13 protein-coding genes are annotated in these 16,225 nt (G+C 74.3%); 8 read left to right on the top strand and 5 right to left on the bottom strand.

Annotated elements, in window-relative coordinates:
• Positions 1-78: 78 nt before the first annotated feature.
• Positions 79-792, bottom strand: a complete 714-nt coding sequence (locus tag IH00_RS0111980) for a DsbA family oxidoreductase (RefSeq protein WP_031072539.1) — start codon at positions 790-792, stop codon at positions 79-81.
• 298 nt (positions 793-1,090) lie between these two features.
• On the opposite strand from IH00_RS0111980, the gene IH00_RS0111985 reads away from it, so the two are divergent.
• Positions 1,091-3,436, top strand: a complete 2,346-nt coding sequence (locus IH00_RS0111985; protein ID WP_031072541.1) for an N-acetylmuramoyl-L-alanine amidase — start codon at positions 1,091-1,093, stop codon at positions 3,434-3,436.
• 332 nt (positions 3,437-3,768) lie between these two features.
• Here IH00_RS0111985 and IH00_RS0111990 read toward each other — a convergent pair whose 3' ends face one another.
• Together IH00_RS0111990 and IH00_RS0111995 are read right to left on the bottom strand one after the other, a co-directional pair.
• A complete protein-coding gene (locus IH00_RS0111990) occupies positions 3,769-4,233 on the bottom strand; it encodes a GNAT family N-acetyltransferase (RefSeq protein ID WP_031072542.1) in 465 nt (154 codons plus the stop codon).
• A gap of 515 nt (positions 4,234-4,748) precedes the next feature.
• Positions 4,749-6,278, bottom strand: a complete 1,530-nt coding sequence (locus IH00_RS0111995) for an aldehyde dehydrogenase (NADP(+)) (RefSeq protein WP_078887700.1) — start codon at positions 6,276-6,278, stop codon at positions 4,749-4,751.
• Between the two features lie 127 nt (positions 6,279-6,405).
• Between IH00_RS0111995 and IH00_RS0112000 the strand changes: the two genes are divergently transcribed.
• From IH00_RS0112000 to IH00_RS0112020, 5 genes are all read left to right on the top strand, one after another.
• On the top strand, positions 6,406-7,176 hold the full coding sequence (locus IH00_RS0112000) for an IclR family transcriptional regulator (RefSeq protein ID WP_031072546.1): 771 nt from the start codon (positions 6,406-6,408) through the stop codon (positions 7,174-7,176).
• A gap of 117 nt (positions 7,177-7,293) precedes the next feature.
• Positions 7,294-8,295: a hypothetical protein gene (locus tag IH00_RS0112005; protein ID WP_031072549.1), complete on the top strand. Its 1,002-nt coding sequence runs from the start codon at positions 7,294-7,296 to the stop codon at positions 8,293-8,295.
• A complete protein-coding gene (locus tag IH00_RS0112010) occupies positions 8,292-9,563 on the top strand; it encodes a sensor histidine kinase (protein ID WP_031072551.1) in 1,272 nt (423 codons plus the stop codon). Before IH00_RS0112005 ends, IH00_RS0112010 begins: the two co-directional genes overlap by 4 nt.
• Positions 9,560-10,225, top strand: a complete 666-nt coding sequence (locus IH00_RS0112015) for a response regulator transcription factor (RefSeq protein ID WP_031072552.1) — start codon at positions 9,560-9,562, stop codon at positions 10,223-10,225. The genes IH00_RS0112010 and IH00_RS0112015 overlap by 4 nt, the downstream gene beginning before the upstream one ends.
• A 171-nt stretch (positions 10,226-10,396) precedes the next feature.
• Entirely contained in the window at positions 10,397-10,888 is a 492-nt protein-coding gene (locus IH00_RS0112020; protein ID WP_052411337.1) for a hypothetical protein, read from the top strand.
• Positions 10,889-11,115: 227 nt separating this feature from the next.
• Here IH00_RS0112020 and IH00_RS0112025 read toward each other — a convergent pair whose 3' ends face one another.
• Together IH00_RS0112025 and IH00_RS0112030 are read right to left on the bottom strand one after the other, a co-directional pair.
• Entirely contained in the window at positions 11,116-11,841 is a 726-nt protein-coding gene (locus IH00_RS0112025) for a response regulator (protein ID WP_031072557.1), read from the bottom strand.
• Positions 11,838-12,677 carry a sensor histidine kinase gene (locus tag IH00_RS0112030; protein WP_234334832.1) on the bottom strand — a complete coding sequence of 280 codons (840 nt, stop codon included), beginning with the start codon at positions 12,675-12,677 and terminating at the stop codon, positions 11,838-11,840. Before IH00_RS0112030 ends, IH00_RS0112025 begins: the two co-directional genes overlap by 4 nt.
• A 137-nt stretch (positions 12,678-12,814) precedes the next feature.
• Here IH00_RS0112030 and IH00_RS0112035 point away from each other — a divergent pair, with 137 nt between their 5' ends.
• Both IH00_RS0112035 and IH00_RS0112040 read left to right on the top strand, forming a co-directional pair.
• Positions 12,815-13,525 (top strand): ABC transporter ATP-binding protein, encoded by a 711-nt coding sequence (locus IH00_RS0112035; RefSeq protein WP_031072561.1) that lies wholly within the window; start codon positions 12,815-12,817, stop codon positions 13,523-13,525.
• Positions 13,522-15,831: an ABC transporter permease gene (locus IH00_RS0112040; protein ID WP_031072562.1), complete on the top strand. Its 2,310-nt coding sequence runs from the start codon at positions 13,522-13,524 to the stop codon at positions 15,829-15,831. The genes IH00_RS0112035 and IH00_RS0112040 overlap by 4 nt, the downstream gene beginning before the upstream one ends.
• The last annotated feature ends 394 nt before the right edge of the window (positions 15,832-16,225 follow it).

The following is a 16,225-nucleotide window of genomic DNA, read 5'->3' on the forward strand; positions in this document are numbered from 1 at the left end:
CAACTCACCGTCAATGGCGTTGATATGCGGACGAGCCCCTAGCCGGCCTTATAACCGCTGGTGGGACGGCGTGCCGGGCTACGCCTCGCAGGTGCCGTCGACGCCGCAGGCCGCGTCCGGCGCGGTCGCCGTTCCCATGGCGAGGGGCCGCACGGGACGGTCCTGCCAGGCGCGCTCCAGGGCCTGGGTGAAGACCTCGGCGGGCTGGCCGCCGGAGACACCGTAGCGGCGGTCGAGCACGAAGAACGGCACGCCCGTCGCGCCGAGCCGGGCCGCCTCCTCCTCGTCGGCGCGTACGTCGTCGGCGTACGCCGTCGCGTCCGCGAGGACCCGGCGGACCTCGTCCTCGGCCAGGCCGGCCTCGACGCCGAGCGCGACGAGGGTCCGGGTGTCGTGCACGGACCGCTCCTCCGCGAAGTTGGCCCGGTAGGCCAGGTCGAGCAGCTCGTTCTGGCGGCCGCGGGCCTTCGCGAGGTGCAGGAGGCGGTGCACGTCGAAGGTGTTGCCGGTGGTCCGCCCCACGGGTTCGTACGGCAGGCCCTCGCCGTGCGCGGCGTCGGCGACGTGCGCCTCCATGGCAGTGGCCTCCTCGCGGCTGCGCCCGTACTTCCGCATCAGCGCGTCGATGACGGGCTCGACGTCGCCCTGCGGGCGGCGCGGGTCGAGCTCGAAGGAGCGGTGCACGACCTCGACTTCGTCGCGGTGCGCGAAGGCCGCGAGGCCCTGCTCGAAGCGCGCCTTGCCGATGTAGCACCACGGGCAGGCGATGTCGCTCCAGATCTCGACGCGCATGATCTCTCTTTCTCCGGGCCGCACGGCGGCGGGGTTCGGTGCGGAGGCCGCCTCCGCCCGGCACGTCAACGCGGGCCGGGAGCGGCTCATTCCGGCGCGGCGGGCGGTGTGAGCCGGAGCACGCGCCGCCGCCTCGGGGGGCTTCGAGGCGGCCGTCGAGTCAGCGAATGAGTGGTATGCGCGCTTCAGCCGTTATGTGAGCCCGCTGGCTTTTCGCTTCGGTCACACGGTATAGACGGTGCGGCTTCCACACGTGTTTTCATTGCGGATTTTCTTGCGAAGGGCTTCGAAGGGTCTTATGAGATCTCGTCGGGTTTGGGGCACCGCCGCCGCCGTCGCGGCCGGCCTGTCCGGGGTGCTGGTGTTCCAGGGGGTGACCGGCGCGGGTGATGCCGGCACCGAGGACGACGCGAAGGGCGGACCGGTCCCGGCCGACGTGCGCAGCGCCGGGCTGGAGACCAGCGCCGACGGGCGCAGCGCGACGCTGGGACAGCGGGACGCAGAAACGTTCAGCCTGCTCGGTGTGACGTGGACCGACCCCGAGGCCCGCATCAAGGGCCAGGTCCAGGCCCGTACCCGCAGCTCGGAATCCGGCACGTGGGGACGCTGGGTGACGCTGGACGGCGACAGCGGGCAGGGCGAGTCCGGTGCCGAGCGCGGTGGCACGGAGCCTGCCTGGGTCGGCCCCTCGAACGGGGTTGAGGTCCGGGTCACCGCGGGTGGCGCGGGCGGCGGGAAGCTGCCCGCCGGGCTCAAGCTGCACATGATCGACCCCGGCAAGGGCACCGTGCAGGACCAGGGCTCGTCCCAGGCACTGGGCGGCCCCGGGCCGCGGGGCGGAGCGGCCGCCATGGCACCGGCGGCGTTCGCCCTGGAGACCGCGGAACCTTCCGCCTCCGGTGAGCCCTCGCCCTCCGACCCGGTGCCGTCCGAGCCGGCGCCCAGCGAGCCCGCGCCGTCCGAGCCGGCCCCCTCCGAGCCCGCGACCGGCGAGCCGACCCCGTCGCAGCCCGAGCCGTCGCCGAGCTCCGCGTCCCCGTCGCCGTCCGCGTCCGCCTCCACGAGCCCGAGCCCGGGCACCAGCCCGAGCGCGACGTCCACCCTGCCGCCCGCGCCGCCGTCGACGATGCCGCGGCCGGCCGTCACCTCCCGCGCGCAGTGGGGGGCCGACGAGTCCATCAGCCCGGAGGAGCCCGGCTACCTCCCCGGCGGCAAGGTCAAGGCGGTCGTGGTGCACCACACCGCCGAGTCCAACGCGTACACCTGCGCCGACGGCCCGGCCATGGTGCGCGGCATCTACGCGTACCACGTCAAGACGCTCGGCTGGAAGGACATCGGGTACAACTTCCTCGTCGACCGGTGCGGCGTGGTCTACGAGGGCCGCAAGGGCGGCATCGACCGGCCCGTGATGGGCGCCCACGCCTACGGCTTCAACAGCGAGACCACCGGCATCTCCGTCCTCGGCACCTACACCGACGCCGCGCCGCCGCAGGCCGCGATGGCCTCCGTGGCACGGGTCGCCGCCTGGAAGCTCGGCCAGTACGGGGTGGACCCGACCGGCACCACCACCCTCACCGCGGGTGCGGCCGGCACCAACTACTTCGGCAAGTCCTGGGCCAAGGACGCCCAGCTGAGCTTCCCGACGATCCACGGCCACCGCGACGGCTACAACACCCAGTGCCCGGGCAACGCCTTCTACGCACAGCTGCCGACCCTGCGCACCTGGGCGGGCGGCCCGGTCTCCGGCCTGACGATCACCACGGTCAGCGCGCCGAAGTCCGGTACGACGCACTACACCAGGTCGGCGCTGACGGTGGGCTGGTCGGCGACCACGCCGTCGTCCCTCGTCAAGGGCTACGAGCTGCTGGTCGACGGCAAGCCCGCCGCGGCCGTGGGGGGCACCGCCACCTCGGCGTCGGCGAACCTGGCCGTCGGCACCCACAGCGTCGCCGTCCGCGCCACGCACCAGTCGGGCAGGACCTCGACCAGCGCCGCCGTCACCGTGGTCGCCGAGACCACAGCGCCCACCTTCACCACCAGGCCGACGCTGGCCCTGCGCGCCGGGACCGTGAACACGGCGGCCGTCCCGGTCACCCTGTCCTGGAAGGCCGCGGACAACGCCGCCCTGAAGAACGTCCGGCTGACCGCCCCGGTCGCCGCCACGTACGCGGCCACCACCACGAGCGCCGCGACGACCGCCAAGTCCGGTGTGGCCACGGCCTGGAACATGACCGCGTACGACGTCGCCGGCAACACCGGCTCCTCCTCCGCCACCTACACGCCGGTGATCCTCCAGGAGACCTCGGCGGTCAAGTCCGGTACCTGGGCGGCCAAGTCGTCCACGAGCTACCTCGGCGGCAAGTCGTACTCCAGCGGCACCAAGGGCGCGGCCCTGACGTGGACCTTCACCGGCCGCTCGGCCTCCTGGGTCGTGTCGCGGGCGTCCACGTCCGGCCAGGCGTACGTCTACGTGGACGGCGTGAAGGTGGCGACGGTCGACCTGAAGTCCAGCACCACGAAGTACCGTGACGCGATCTGGACCAAGACCTGGGCGAGCAGCGCCAAGCACACGGTGAAGATCGTGGTGGTGGGCACGTCCGGCCGCCCGACGGTCACCACCGACGGACTGGTCTACATCAAGTAGGGACACGCGCAGCGCCGGAAGATGACGCCGGAGGGCCTCGTGGCCTTCCGGCGTCGTCGTGTGATGAGCCGCGTGCGGTTCCTCCCGTACACGCAGCGCCTGCCGGCGTCGCGGCGTGCCGGAGGAGCGCCGCGGCCACGGCGCCCGCGGGGCGCCGAGCCTCCTCTGGGGTGCGAGGTGCTGCGGGAGCACGCGGCGGAGCGGATCGTGGAGCCGGGACGCGGCACATCGGCCCGGCCGCGCGGAGCCCGCTGATCCACGGCTTCCGCCCCTGCGACGGTCCGTCGTCCCGGGGCCGGCCGCGGCCGTCCGCTCGGAGAGGGCCGGCCGGGTCAGCGCAGCCGCAGGGTGAGGACCAGATGGTTGCCTTCCTTCGGCCGTCCCGGGTCCGGGAGCCAGCCGTGGCGGGCGTAGAAGGATCGGGCGCGCGCGTTGTGCTCGAAGACCTCCAGGCGGGCCGTGGCCACTCCCGCGTCCCGCCACGCCGCCACGCACGCCGCGTGCAGCTCCGTGCCGATGCCGTGGCGCCAGTGGACGGGGGCGACGTGGAGCTGCGTCAGCGTCATGACGCCGCCGGCCGGCCGGAACGCCGCGACGCCCGCCACCTCGCCGTCGCGCTCGGCGCACAGCACTCCGCCGCGCCCGACGGCGGCCGTCCAGCCCGCGCGCGTCCGGGCGAGCTCCGCCGGTCCGTCGTAGGCGTCCGGCGGGAGGTGGCCGCGGTAGTAGGTGGCGCGGGCCTCGCGGTGGAGCGCGGCGATGGCGTCGAGGTCGTCGGCGGTGGCGTGACGGATCATGCAGCGGAGGACGCCGGGGGGCCGCCGGGGGTTGCCGGCCGGCCGAAGGCTGCGTGCCGGCGCTCCGGAGGGCCCGGGCGGCCGCCGGGCCGCCGCCGACGGGGCCCCGGGCCGGCCGGCCCCGCGGGTGCCGTGCCCGCGTGCTCACGCCGAGCGGTGCGGTAGGCGCGGGGCGAGGCGGTGCGGCGCACCAGGTGCTTCCGCAGCGAGTCGCGGTGCCGGGGCCACGGGCGCGGGCGACCTGGTCCATGGGCAGCCGGGTGGTCCCCAGCAGTTCCCCGGCGCGTTCGACGCGCTGGTGGAGCAGCCGCTGGAGGGGGCTCCCGTCGCGGACGGGTTCGTGGCGGGCATGAGGGCGGCCCTCGTGGTGAGCGCCGCCCTCATGGGGGTGGTCACGATCGCGGCGTTCCGGCTCCGGCCGTCCGCTTCCGGTACGGAGCCGGCGCCGGGCCGGTACGCGCCTGGCCGTGCCGCCGGTCCCGCGGGGCCGGCGGCACGGGGAACCGGTGGCGCGGTCAGCGCTCCGGGCGGCCGTCCACGCGGCGCGGCAGGCCCAGCGGGTTGTCGTCGCGGAGCTCGGGCGGGAGCAGCGCCTCGGGGGTCGACTGGTAGGTGACGGGTCGCAGCCAGCGTTCGATGGCCGTGGCGCCGACGGAGGTCGAGGTGGAGGTGGTGGCCGGGTACGGGCCGCCGTGGTGCTGCGCGGGTGCGACGGCGACGCCGGTGGGCCAGCCGTTGACGAGGACCCGGCCGGCGAGCGGGGTGAGTTGGGCGAGGATCGCGGCGCCGTCGCCGCCGCCCGCGGTCTCGTCGGCCGACAGGTGGACGGTGGCCGTGAGGTTGCCGGGGAGCCGGGACAGCACGGCGGAGACCTCGTCGTCGTCCTCGTACCGGGCGACGACCGTGACGGGGCCGAAGCACTCCTCCAGCAGCACGTCGTGCGGGCCGTCGGCGGCGAGCCGGGCCGCCGGTACGGTCAGGAAGCCCGCCCGGACGGTGTGCTCCTCGCCGGGGCCCGGGCTGACGGGGGCCTCCACCTCCGGCAGGGCGGCCCGCTCGGTGACGCCCTCGATGAAGTTGTCGCGCATCCGGTGGTCCAGCAGGACTCCTTCGGCGGTGGCGGCGACGGCGTCGGCGAGGGACTTGACGAGCTGGTCGCCGGCCTCGCCGGCCGGGGCGAGGACCAGGCCGGGCTTGACGCAGAACTGGCCGTTGCCGAGCGTCATCGACCCGGCCAGTCCGGTGCCGATCTGCTCGGCGCGCTCGGCGGCGGCCGCCTCGGTGATCACGACCGGGTTGAGGGAGCCGAGCTCGCCGTGGAAGGGGATGGGGACGGGGCGGGCGGCGGCCGCGTCGAACAGCGCCCGTCCGCCGCGTACCGATCCGGTGAAGCCGGCCGCCGCGACCAGCGGGTGCCGGACCAGCTCGACGCCCGCTTCGAAGCCGTGCAGGAGCCCGACCACGTCGGCGCTCAGGCCGAGCTCGGTGGCGGCCAGGCGCAGCACCTCGGCGGCCGCCTCGGAGGTGGCCGGGTGGTCGGGGTGGGCCTTGACGACGACGGGGCAGCCGGCGGCGAGGGCGCTGGCGGTGTCGCCGCCGGGCACGGAGAAGGCGAAGGGGAAGTTGGAGGCGGCGTAGACGGCGACGACGCCGAGCGGCACCTTCCAGCGGCGCAGGTCGGGCACGGGCGGGGTGGCGCTGTCGTCCGGGTGGTCGATGATGACGTCGAGGAAGGCGCCCTCGTCGACGAGGTCCGCGAAGGCGCGCAACTGGTAGCAGGTGCGGGCGAGTTCACCGGTGAGGCGGGGCGCGCCGAGCGCGGTCTCCGCGTCCGCCGTCTCGATCAGCCGGTCCTTCCCCGCGTCGAGGAGGTCGGCGGCCCGGCGCAGGAAGGCCGCGCGGACCGTGCGGTCGGCGAGCGCCCCGCGGGCGGCGTGGGCGGCGCGTACGGTGCTGTCGACCTCGGCGGCTGTGGCTTCCACCGCAACCTGCCCCCGCCGCTTTCCGGTTCGGGGGTCGACACTCCAGACTTGTGCTGCTGACACGCGGCGTCCCTTCCGTCTCGGCTCTTGCCCGGCCCCGCTTGTTCGGTATTCTGAACAGCGTTCCTGATGATGAATACGCAGGACTCTATTAACGGGCGTGCCGTCGGAACAAGAGGGGCGAGGGCGAATGGCAGCTACCGAATCGGGCGGAGCCCAGGTCAAGTCCGCGGTACGCACGGTGGAACTGCTCGAGTTCTTCGCCGGCAGCCCCGGCATGCACTCCCTGGCCGCCGTCCAGGAGGCCGTCGGCTACCCCAAGTCGAGCCTGTACATGCTGCTGCGCACACTGGTGGAGCTGGGATGGGTGGAGACGGACGCGACGGGCACCCGGTACGGCATCGGGGTGCGCGCGCTGCTGGTCGGCACGTCGTACATCGACGGTGACGAGGTGGTGGCCGCCGCCCGCCCCACCCTGGACCGCCTCTCCGACGACACCACGGAGACCATCCACCTGGCCCGGCTGGACGGCACCAACGTCGTCTACCTCGCCACCCGCCAGTCGCAGCACTACCTGCGCCCCTTCACCCGCGTCGGCCGGCGGCTGCCCGCCCACTCCACCTCCCTCGGCAAGGCGCTGCTCGCCACCCACAGCGACGAGCAGGTCCGCAGGATGCTCCCGGAGACGCTGCCCGCGCTCACCGAGAACACCCTCACCGACCGCGAGAAACTCATCGAGGAGCTGCACGCGGTGCGCGAGCAGGGGTACGCCGTGGACCGCGAGGAGAACACGCTCGGGCTGCGCTGCTTCGGGATCGCGATCCCGTACCGCACCCCGGCGCGGGACGCGATCAGCTGCTCGGTGCCGGTGGCCCGGCTCACCCCGGCGCACGAGCAGATGATCAAGGACGCCCTCTTCGACGCCCGGGACCGGCTGACCCTGGCCACGCGGCGGCTGTGACGGGCGCCCCTCTCCCCCAGGACTCGTCCTCGGCGCCCGACCGCCTCCGCCGCACGGCGGAGGCGGTTCACCGGCAGGCAGGAGGCGCCGGGGGCCCGGCAACGGGAGCGTAGGGGCATGTCATCGACACCCCGAACCCCGCAGGCACGACCGGCACCCCGACCCCCGCGGGCACGACCGGCACCGCGGCCGCAGCTCGGCCGCGCCCGCCGGACGCTGCGCGCGCTCGCCATCGCCTCCTGCCTCCCGTACCTCGCTCTCAAGACCGCCTGGATCGCGGGCAGCCGCATCGGCATCCCCGACGGCAGCGTGCTGCTGGAGCACAGCGCCCTGCTGGTCGTCGTCAACGGCGTGACCGTGCTCATGGACGCCGCCGTGATCGTGCTGGCGCTGCTGCTGACCCAGCGCTGGGGCCTGCGCGTACCGGCCTGGCTGCTCGCCTTCCCGATGTGGGTGGCGACCGGGCTGCTGGTACCGATCATGGTCGGCTACCCCGTCCAGTTGCTGAGCCCCGGGGGCACCGGACAGGACGAACCGTTCCTCCACGAGTGGGTCTTCGGAGTCGTGTACGGCGGCTTCATCGTGCAGGGCATCACGCTGGGCGCACTGTTCACGCTGTACGCGCGGGACCGGTGGCGGCACGTGTGGCGGGGCGGCCGGGCGAGCGACGGCCCGGTGGGCGCGGGCGTACGGGCCGTCGCGGCCGGCGCGTCACTGCTGCTGCTCGCGCCGGCCGCGGCGCACACGCTGTGGGCGCTCGGCGGGACGGCCGGGCTGCCCGCGCAGCGGATCGCGGAGCGGACGGCCGACTTCCACGCGGCGGAGGGCCTGCGGGTGCTCTTCGCGGCCGCCGCCGTGGCCGGTGTGCTGCGGCTGCTGCACGGCGCGGGCCGGCCGGGCGCGGGGAGGACGCCGTTGGCACTGGCCTGGGCCGGCTCGGGCGCGGTGGGCTGCTGGGGCGGCTGGATGCTGCTGTCGGTCGTGCTGCCGAAGGGCGATCCCGGGAACGAGCCCACGGCGGCCATGGCCCTGACCTACGCTGGCGAGATGATCACGGGGATGCTGCTGGCCTGCTGCATGGCCGTCGTCCTGCGACGGCGTGCGCGCGGTGCGGCGTGAGGAGGCTCAGGGGGGCGCTGCTGGGGCGCCGGGCACGGTTGCGCTGGGTCCATCTGATCCTGGGCGGCGCGCTGTTGATGCCGTTCTGGCTCCTCGCCATGGTCCTCGTGTCGCCGTTCCTGGACATGCCCGGCACGGTGGTGGCCGGCTCCGCCGCCGCGCAGTTCGCCGCGTACGGCGTGGCCCTGCCGCTCGCCGCGGTCACGGCGCTGTTCCCGCTGACCCGGCCGCTGTCGGTGGCGGCGGCGCGCGGCCTGTGCGGCGTGGCGCCGGAGCGTTTCGCGGACGGCCCGGCGAGGTCGTGGGCGGCGCGGGTGCGCACCGCCGGCTGGTTCACGCTCCACGTGGCGGTCGGGGGACTGGTCGCCGGGGCGTCGCTGGCGCTGCCGCCGTTCGCGCTGTCGCTGATGCTGCTGCCGTTCTCCGCGTCGCTGCGCGAGTCGGCGCTCGCCTCGTTCTGGTCGCTGGACCAGGCGTGGCTGGTGTGGGGCGGCGTACCCGCGGGAGTGCTGTCCCTCGTCGCCCTCGCGGCGGCTGCCGCCGGGGCCGGGGCGCTTCTGGCCCGGCAGGCGCCGCGGCTGCTGGGCCCCACGCCCGCGGACCGGCTCGCCGCGGCGGAGCGGCGCGCCGCGGAGCTGGCGGTCCGCAACCGGATCGCCCGCGAGCTGCACGACTCGGTGGGCCATGCGCTGAGCGCGGTCACGCTCCAGGCGGGGGCGGCGCGCAAGGTCCTGGACTCCGACGTCGCGTTCGTCCGCGAGGCCCTGGCCGCGATCGAGGAGACCACGCGGCGCACGGTCGGCGAGCTCGACTCGGTGCTGGGCCTGTTGCGGCAGGGCGAGGACGACGGGGAGCTGCCGGGGCCCGGCCTGGAGGCCCTGGACCGGCTGCTGTCCGCGCCGGGGCTCCCGCCGGCGACGGCCGTCACCCGCGGGGGCGACCTCGGGCGCGTACCAGGACCGGTGTCCCGGGAGGCGTACCGGATCGTGCAGGAGGGGCTGACCAACGCGGTACGGCACGCGGCGGGAGCCGCGGTGTCGCTGCGCATCGCCGTCGACGAGGAGGAGTTGGAGATCACCATGGAGAATCCGCTGCCCGCCGCACCCGGCGCACCGGCCGTGCGGCGCCCGGACCGCCCCGGCGGCGGTCGTGGCCTGACCGGCGTCGGCGAGCGGGCCCGGCTGCTCGGCGGCACGGCCGCGGCGGGACCGGTGGACGGCGCGTGGCGGCTGACCGCCCGCCTGCCGCTGACGGGTGGCTCCCGGTGAGCGGCACCCCGGCCGTCAGGGTGGTGGTGGCCGACGACGAGCGGATGGTGCGCACCGCGCTGCGCGTGATCCTCGCCGCCGAACCGGATCTGGAGGTCGTCGGCGAGGCGTCGACCGGGGCGGAGGCGGTGTCGGTGGTGCGCGCGCTGCGGCCGGACGTCGTCCTGATGGACGTGCGCATGCCGGAGACCGACGGGATCCGCGCCACCGAGCAGCTGCTCGCCTCGATGCCCGACCCGCCGAGGATCGTGGTGGTGACGACGTTCGAGAACGACGCGTACGTGTACGAAGCGCTGCGCGCCGGTGCGGCCGGTTTCCTGCTGAAGCGGGCGGCGGCGGAGGACCTGGTCGGCGCGGTGCGGCTGGTGGCGCGCAGCGACTCGCTGCTGTTCCCGGCGGCGGTGCGGGAGCTGGCCGCGGCGTACGGCCGCCGCACGCCCGCCCCGCCCCCGCCGTGGGCGGCGCGGCTGACGGAGCGGGAGGCGGAGGTGCTGCGGCTGATGGCGCGCGGCCTGACGAACGCCGAGATCGCCGGCCGGCTGGGCGTCGGCCCGGCGACGGCGAAGTCGCACGTGGCAGCGGTGCTGGCGAAGACGGGGGTGCGGGACCGTACGCAGGCGGTGATCGCGGCGTACGAGTCGGGCTTCATCGTCCCCGGCTGACCCGCCCGGGCCGGGCCGCCACGCAGCCCGCGGCCTGCGGCGACGGGCCGGCGGCACCGGTGGCACCGGCGGCGGTGCGAGGGTCGCGGCGGCGCCGAACCGGCCCCCGGGCACGGGCCGTTGCGGGCCGGACGGTATGCAGGGGGCACCACCCTGCCACTGGAGGCCACCGTGCAACGCCCGCAGCCCCGCCCCGGGACCCGCTCCGGGGGGCGACTCTCGCCCCGCCCGCTCCCCCGCTCCCTGTCCGGCTGGACCATCGCGGTGTTCGGCCTGTGCGCCGCGGCCCTCGGCGCGCTCGGCCTGCTGGCCCCCGACGCCCTGCTCACCGTCATGGGCTTCGAGCCCCTGCCCGCCGCCCGGCGCGCGGACGGTGACCACACGCCGGTGTTCCTGACCGCCTCGTCGATGGCGGCGGTCAACATGGGCGTGTACTACCTGCTGGCGGCCGCGACGGACTGGAAGCCCTTCTTCCGCTGGACCGTCCCCTTCCGCCTCCTCACCTGCGCCGTCTTCTCCCTCGCGGTCCTGACGGACCGCGCCCCGTCCGGTTTCCTGGGCGTGGGCCTGTGGGAGGGGCTGGGCGCCGTGGTGACGTGGGCGGCGCTGCGGTACGAGCGCCGGGGGGCCTCCGCTGCCGGGGAGCGCGCGGAGGACCGGTGACCGTCCGGCCCGGGAGAGGGGCCGGCCGTGGGCGGCCCCGGGGCGTTCCGGCGTCGTGCCAGAGCCCCCGGAGGCTTCTACAGTCCAGCGGCAGCAGGTGACTGGAAGCGCTCCCACCGCGCTCGCTCCACTACCTGGGACTGCCGGTCAGCGTGCCGCATCCACGCTCCGCCGCAGCCTCGTAGCACCGCCGACCGCGCGCTTCCCCTTGGGGCACCGCGCGACGCTCAATTTCGCGCCCACGGCTTGGCGGTGTCAGCGGACTCGCCCGGTGAGACGAGTCCTGTCTCGTAGGCGAGGACGACGGCCTGGGCCCGATCGCGCAGGGTCAGTTTGGCGAAGATCCGGGCCACGTGGGTCTTCACTGTCGCCTCACTGAGCGTCAGCTCCTGCGCCAGTTCGGTATTGGAAAGACCCCGGCCCATGAGCGTCAGCACCTCGCGCTCGCGCGGCGTCAGCGCGGCCAGGTCTCGGTGGACAGCCGGGGTTGCAAGGCCCGACCCGGTTCTGGGGGCGCCAGGGGTGAAGCGCTCCACCAGGCGGCGGGTGATCGAGGGTGCGAGTAGGGCGTCACCGGTGTCGACCAGGTGTACGGCGGCGGCCAGATGCGCGGGGGTGACGTCCTTGAGCAGGAAGCCGCTGGCTCCTGCAGCGAGGGCGGCGTAGACGTATTGGTCGAGGTCGAAAGTGGTCAGCATGATCACCCGGCAGTCCGGGTGCCGCGCGAGTATGCGGCGGGCGGCCTCCAGGCCGTCCATCACGGGCATCCGGATGTCCATCAAGACGACGTCGGGCCGCAGCTCGCGCACGGCGGCCACCGCCTCGGCCCCGTCGCCGGCCTCGCCCACCACGTCGATACCGCGCGCGGTGAGGATCAGGCGGAAGCCGGTTCGGACCAGCTCCTGGTCGTCGGCGATCACGACGCGCGGGGCGGGCCCGGCGGGCGTCGTCACGGGCGGTCCAGCGGGATCCGCGCGCGCACGCGGTAGCCGCCGCCGAGGCGCCGACGGGCGTCCAGGTCGCCGCCGTAGACCGCGACCCGCTCCCGCAGGCCGAGCAGCCCGCGTCCCGTACCGTCCGCCCGGCCCTGCCCTGTCTCCTTCCGCGCGGGCGCGCCGCCGGACAGGACGCTCGGTCCGCTGTTCAGCACCTCGACGCGCAGGTAGTGGTCCGCGTACCGCACCGTCACCTCGGCCTTCGCCCCGTCCCCGTGTTTGAGCGCATTGGTCAGGCCCTCCTGGATGATCCGGTAAGCGGTGACATCGATCCCGGTCGGCAACGGGCGCGGCTCACCCGAGACCCGCATCTCCACGGACAGGCCGGCAAAGGCGATCCGGTCGACCAGCGGGCCGAGCCGGCTCAGGCTCGGCTGCGGCGACAGGTCCACGCCGTAGGACTCGTCCTCGCCGTTCTGCGCGGGGGCGAGCAGTCCGAGCAGGTGCCGCAGCTCGGTCATCGTGTTGCGCCCGGCGGCCTCGACGGCGCTCATCGCCGCCGCGGCCTCCTCGGGCATGGTGGCAAGCACCTCCCGGGCGGCCCCGGCCTGGACCACCATCACGCTCACGTTGTGGCTGACGATGTCGTGGAGCTCGGCGGCGATCCTGGCCCGCTCGGCGTCGACCGCCGTCCGCGTCGCGCTCTCGCGCTCCCGCTCAAGGAGCCAGCCGCGCTCCTCGATGGCCTTCCGGTGCGCCCGCCGTGCCCGGACCGCCGCCACGTACAGCCACCCGGCGGCACCAACTGCCGCCGCCAGGGCGATGACCAGCCAGATCGTCCAGGATTCCCCCACCCGATCATCTTCGCAGGTGCCCGCCGCACCCCGCATCAGCCTCCGGATGCAGCTCCGTACATCCCCAGGATGACCTCACCCGCCGGATACATCCGGGGGGTGACGCCCCGTCATCGGCCCCGCCCTAGGTTCGAGCCATGACAACCGATCATGACAGTGCCCGGCAAGTAGTGGTGCGGCTGGACGGCGTGCACAAGGAGTACGGCGACGCGAAGGCCCTGGACGGCCTTTCGCTGGAGATCCGCACGGGCGACGCGGTCGCCGTGATGGGCCCCTCCGGCTGCGGCAAGTCCACCTTGCTCAACATGGTGGCGGGCCTGGACCGGCCGACCTCGGGCACGGTCGAGGTGCAGGGCCACGACCTTGGGAAGCTGAACGAGACGGGCCTGGCGCTGTTCCGGCGGCGGAACGTCGGCATGATCTTCCAGTTCTTCAACCTCATCGACGACCTGCCCGTCCTGGACAACGTGTCCCTGGCCGCCCAGCTGACCGGCACCCCGGCTCGGCAGGCGCGCCGCCGCGCCCTGGAGCTCCTGGACGAACTCGGTGTCGCCTTGCGCCGCAACAACTATCCGGCAACGCTGAGCGGCGGCGAGCGCCAACGCGTAGCTGTGGCGAGGGCGTTGATGAACCGCCCGGCCCTGCTCCTCGCCGACGAGCCGACCGGCGCCCTCGACAGCGGCTCGGGGGAGCAGGTCATGGACCTGCTGATCGACCTCAACCAGATCGGCCAGACCCTGCTGATCGTCACCCATGACCCGCAGCTGGCCACCCGCTGCGCCAGCCGCCTGGTCGAAGTCGCCGACGGCCGGATCGCCCGTGAGAGCACGCTGGAGGCGGCCGCGTGAGCGCCGTGTGGAGAGCCTCGCGCGCGGCCGTGAAGCGCCGTCGGCTCCAGACCTTCGTCATCGGGCTCGTCGTGCTCTGCTCCACCACGACCGTCCTGCTCGCGCTGGCCCTGCTGACCGCGGCCTCGGACCCCTTCGACAAGGCCTACGCCGCACAGCGCGGCGCCCATACGACGGCGTCCTTCGACACCACGAAGGTCTCGCGGGAGCAACTGGCGCGGACCGCCCGGCAGGCCGGTGTGGAGGCTGCCGCCGGGCCGTTCGGGCAGGCCGTCGTCGACATCCCCGAGGACTGGCTCTGGATGGCGGGCGGCACCCTCACCGTGGTGGGCCGGGCCGATCCGGCCGGCCCCGTGGACCGGATCGACCTCCTTGAGGGCCACTGGGCCACCGCGCCGGGCGAGATGGTCGTCAACTGGTCCGTCCAGGGCTCCCCCGGCAAGGAGTTGCTCGGCACCGAACTGGAGGTCCCCGGCGGGGGGAAGCTGACCGTCGTCGGATTCGCCACCAGCATGAGCAAGTCGGCGAGCGCCTGGGTCTCGCCCGAGCAGATGGCCGCACTGCACCCGACCTCCGCCCAGATGCTCTACCGCTTCACCGACTCCTCGACCCAGGCCGAGTTGAGCGCCTCGCTGGCCCGGGCCACCACGGGGCTGCCCGCGGACGCGCTGACCGGCACCCAGACATACCTCACCCTCAAGCAGGCCTTCTCCGCGCTGGCCGACTCCTACCTCCCGTTCATGACGCTCTTCGGCGTCCTCGGCCTGCTGGTCTCCATCCTGATCGTCGGCAACGTGGTCAGCGGGGCGGTCGTCTCCGGCTACCGGCACATCGGGGTGCTCAAGGCCCTGGGCTTCACGCCGAACCAGGTCGTCGCCGTCTACCTGACGATGCTCTCCGTACCGGCCGTGGTGGGCTGCGTCCTTGGCACACTGGCCGGCAACGCGCTGGCCGGACCGATCCTGAAGGTCGCGTTCACCGGCATCGACGTGGGCCGGGCCTCGGTCGGCGACTTCAGCCCCTGGGTGTCTGTGGTCTGCCTGCTGGGCATGCCCGCCCTCGTCCTGCTCGCCGCGCTGGTCCCCGCCCTGCGGGCCCACCGGCTGCCCGCCGCACTGGCCATCAGTGCGGGCGGCGCGCCGCGGACCGGGCGCGGGCTGCGCGTCCAGCGGATGCTCGGCGCCACCCGGCTGCCCCGCCCGGTCAGCCTGGGCCTCGGCCAGCCGTTCGCCCGCCCCGCCCGCACCCTGCTGACCATGGCGGCCATCGTCCTCGGGGTCACCACGGTGACCCTGTCGACCGGACTGACCAGCACCCTGCTGGCGTACGGCGAGATCGGGCGGGAGGACGGCCGCGCCAGGATCCACGTGACGACCGGAGGGTCGGGCAACGACCGGACGCCGCCCCGCCTCGGCGACGCGCAGATCGAGGAACGGCTGCGCTCCCTGCCGGGTGCGGAAGGAGTACGGGCCCGCGCGCTCTCCCAGGCGAACATGACCGGACAGAACCAGCCCGTCTTCGCCGACTTCTACCGCGGGGACGACTCCGTGTACGACCACAGCATCGTCAAGGGCCGGGCGCCGAAGGCGGCGGGCGAGATCGTGGCCGGGCCGGCCTTCCTGACCCAACGCGGCCTGAAGCTCGGTGACCGGGTCACGCTGGAGCTGAACGGCAGGAAACTCACCGTGACCGTCGTGGGTAAGCTCGTCGAGGGCAACGCCCGTGCCCTGGAGGCCACGTGGGAGAGTTTCACCCGGCTCGCACCCGAGGCCCACGCCACCGAGTACACGGTACGGCTGGCACCCGGCGCCGACGCGCGCGCCTACGCCGAGGCCGTCACGGCGCTCGACCCGGCCCTGCACGCATCGGTCCTTGACTCCGGCAACGCCGGCACCGCCACCGTCGTCACCTTCTCCACGGTGTTCACGATGCTGCTGACCCTCGTCGCCTCGCTCGGCGTCTTCAACACCGTGCTTTTGAACACCCGTGAGCGGCGACGGGACCTGGGCATGCTCAAGTCGATCGGCATGACGCCCCGGCAGGTGGTGGTGATGACGGTGACCTCGGTGGCCGGGCTCGGCGCGGTCGGCGGGCTGCTCGGCATCCCGCTCGGGGTCGTGGCGCACCGCCTCGTCGTGGACCACGTCGGCGTGGTCGACTTCCCGGCGTACATGAAAGACGTGTGGCACGCCCCGCAGCTGGCCGCGATGCTCCTGGTGGGCGTGCTGATCGCCGTCCTCGGTGCCCTGGTCCCGGCCCGGTCGGCGGCCCGGATGACCATCGCCTCGGTGCTGCACACCGAGTAGATCACCCATCAGCACCAGCCTCTGGATCAGGGTCAGCGCAGGAAGCGGCCCGGGCACGCGTGCGGTCTGCCAGTGGCGAGGCAAGCCACGCGGCCCGCCGCGCCCAGAACCGGGCGACCAGCGCGTTGCCTTCGATCCGACTGGCCGACCTCCGCGAGGTCTGCTTATCGGACTTCCGGCGCCTGATCGCGGGGCATTCCGGCCGCCGGGGTGAGGTGTGCGCATTTACTGCGGCAGGACCGGAAGGACGGACGGACGTGATGATCGAACCGGTGACCGAGTCCGGGAGTGGGGGCGCGCTCCGGCTGCCGCGCGCCCGGGTGGTGTCCCTGTCCGCCCCGCCGTCGTCGTATACCGCGGCGGTCGAGCGATACCTCACCGGCGCGGGCATCGC

Origin of the sequence: Streptomyces sp. NRRL S-118 (genome assembly GCF_000716335.1) — a bacterium.
In the GTDB taxonomy this organism is placed as follows: domain Bacteria; phylum Actinomycetota; class Actinomycetes; order Streptomycetales; family Streptomycetaceae; genus Streptomyces.

Excerpts from the sequence above, each read along its gene's own strand:
- IH00_RS0111980 (WP_031072539.1), bottom strand. The coding sequence starts at position 792 with ATGCGCGTCGAGATCTGGAGCGACATCGCCTGCCCGTGGTGCTACATC.
- IH00_RS0111985 (WP_031072541.1), top strand. The coding sequence starts at position 1,091 with ATGAGATCTCGTCGGGTTTGGGGCACCGCCGCCGCCGTCGCGGCCGGC.
- IH00_RS0111990 (WP_031072542.1), bottom strand. The coding sequence starts at position 4,233 with ATGATCCGTCACGCCACCGCCGACGACCTCGACGCCATCGCCGCGCTC.
- IH00_RS0112000 (WP_031072546.1), top strand. The coding sequence starts at position 6,406 with ATGGCAGCTACCGAATCGGGCGGAGCCCAGGTCAAGTCCGCGGTACGC.
- IH00_RS0112005 (WP_031072549.1), top strand. The coding sequence starts at position 7,294 with ATGTCATCGACACCCCGAACCCCGCAGGCACGACCGGCACCCCGACCC.
- IH00_RS0112035 (WP_031072561.1), top strand. The coding sequence starts at position 12,815 with ATGACAACCGATCATGACAGTGCCCGGCAAGTAGTGGTGCGGCTGGAC.